This window comes from Corynebacterium sp. NML120713 (assembly GCF_001875735.1).
Classification (GTDB): domain Bacteria; phylum Actinomycetota; class Actinomycetes; order Mycobacteriales; family Mycobacteriaceae; genus Corynebacterium; species Corynebacterium pseudogenitalium.
This window is the reverse complement of sequence record NZ_MLCR01000008.1, coordinates 1-1,817: the sequence shown is the minus strand read 5'-3', so window position 1 is coordinate 1,817 and position 1,817 is coordinate 1. Positions and strand designations below refer to the sequence as shown.

Genomic DNA, 1,817 nt, shown 5'->3' with positions numbered 1-1,817 from the left:
TGCCGTTGCGTTTCATTTCACCGCCGCAGTGGCAGCGTGGTTGGTTCTTCGACATTGCGACACCACACCACGCCGCGCATAGCACATCACGGCTGCCACACCGAGGATTTCCCGTCGGGGGCTAGATGTGATGTCCAGGGACGTTGTTCTGGCCCCCGCCCGTAATGACACCGTGCCGATTCAAGAAGTATCTGTCCAGACCGCTTGCCCTTGCCATTGAAGGCATGTTAGAGTTTGGGGCATGTCGAGTCCCGAATCAGACAGGTCAGGGGTTGTCGGTCACACCGCCAGCCCCTTGAACCACTAGTTACGACGCCCACGATCTGTGTGGGCGTATGTCTGGCGTACCCGGGGCGCTGGCCGTGGTGACAAGAAGAACCATTTCTTGATCTCACACCTCGGAGTACTCGATGCCTTTTGCCCTTTACATGCTTGCCCTGGCGGTCTTCGTCATGGGCACTTCAGAATTCATGCTCGCGGGATTGCTCCCCGCGATCGCGACCGAACTTGACGTCTCGGTCGGCACTGCGGGCCTGCTGACCTCCGCATTCGCAGTCGGTATGGTCGTCGGCGCGCCAGTGATGGCGGCATTCGCTCGCCGTTGGCCACCGCGGCTCACATTGATCGTTTGCCTTCTCGTGTTCGCGGGAAGCCACGTCATCGGAGCGATGACACCAGTGTTCTCTCTCCTGCTCATCACCCGGGTGCTCAGCGCTCTCGCAAACGCAGGATTCCTCGCCGTAGCACTGAGCACGGCCACTACCCTCGTGCCAGCGAACCAGAAGGGGCGTGCACTGTCGATCCTGCTCTCCGGCACGACGATCGCAACCGTCGTGGGCGTCCCCGCCGGGGCACTGCTCGGCACAGCGCTGGGCTGGCGAACGACGTTCTGGGCGATCGCCATCCTCTGTATTCCCGCGGCCGTTGGAGTCATTCGTGGCGTCACGAACAATGTTGGTCGGAGCGAGACTAGCGCGACCTCACCAAGGCTCCGTGTCGAGCTCAGCCAGTTGGCGACGCCGCGGCTCATCCTGGCCATGGCACTCGGAGCGCTGATCAACGGAGGGACCTTTGCGGCATTCACCTTCCTGGCACCCATCGTGACCGAGACCGCGGGCTTGGCCGAAGCGTGGGTGTCCGTCGCGCTGGTGATGTTCGGCATCGGATCGTTCCTTGGCGTCACGATCGCAGGACGACTATCAGATCAACGACCTGGCCTCGTGCTCGCAGTCGGCGGACCGCTATTGCTGACAGGCTGGATCGTGTTGGCAGTGGTCGCATCTCATCCCGTTGCGCTTATCGTCCTCGTCCTCGTTCAGGGATTCCTGTCGTTCGGCGTCGGCAGTACTCTGATCACGCGTGTGCTGTATGCAGCATCGGGTGCGCCAACGATGGGCGGTTCGTACGCAACCGCAGCATTGAATATCGGAGCTGCAGCGGGGCCCGTGCTTGGTGCGCTCGGGCTCGCGACCGGGCTGGGGCTGCTCGCGCCGGTTTGGGTCGCTTCGGTGCTGACAGCGATCGCTCTCGTCATCATGCTTCTCACCAGACGCGCGCTTACGAAGACCGCGGCGGAGGCCAATTGATGACCCATCCGAACGCTCTTCTCACTCCTCGTGCCCGTCTCCGGTTAGCTCGGCTGATTGTCGAAGACGGCTATCCGGCCACGATCGCCGCAAAGATGGGGTCGTTTGCGGGAGAGGGCGAAATCCTACGCTAAGGCTTTGGCCAACGATATTCTCCGGTAAGATTGATGTGTTCCCAGGGGATAGGAGAAGTCGCTTGATATCTAGTATGACGTCTGTCGCACCTGCTTG

General features: G+C 61.4%; 2 protein-coding genes and 1 pseudogene. All 3 read left to right on the top strand.

The window, feature by feature from the left end; translation table 11 throughout:
- The first annotated feature begins 335 nt into the window (after positions 1 to 335).
- Positions 336 to 389 (top strand): chloramphenicol resistance leader peptide, encoded by a 54-nt coding sequence (locus BJP06_RS12425; RefSeq protein ID WP_011113070.1) that lies wholly within the window; start codon positions 336 to 338, stop codon positions 387 to 389.
- A 21-nt stretch (positions 390 to 410) separates the two neighbouring features.
- The gene (cmx, locus tag BJP06_RS04415) at positions 411 to 1,586 is read left to right on the top strand and encodes a chloramphenicol efflux MFS transporter Cmx (RefSeq protein ID WP_005297378.1); all 1,176 of its coding nucleotides are present in this window, start codon (positions 411 to 413) and stop codon (positions 1,584 to 1,586) included.
- A pseudogene (locus tag BJP06_RS11695) lies at positions 1,586 to 1,684 on the top strand (IS481 family transposase); the annotation flags it as partial. The gene cmx and the pseudogene BJP06_RS11695, both read left to right, overlap by 1 nt.
- Positions 1,685 to 1,817: the final 133 nt, after the last annotated feature.

Excerpts from the sequence above, each read along its gene's own strand:
- cmx (WP_005297378.1), top strand. The coding sequence starts at position 411 with ATGCCTTTTGCCCTTTACATGCTTGCCCTGGCGGTCTTCGTCATGGGC.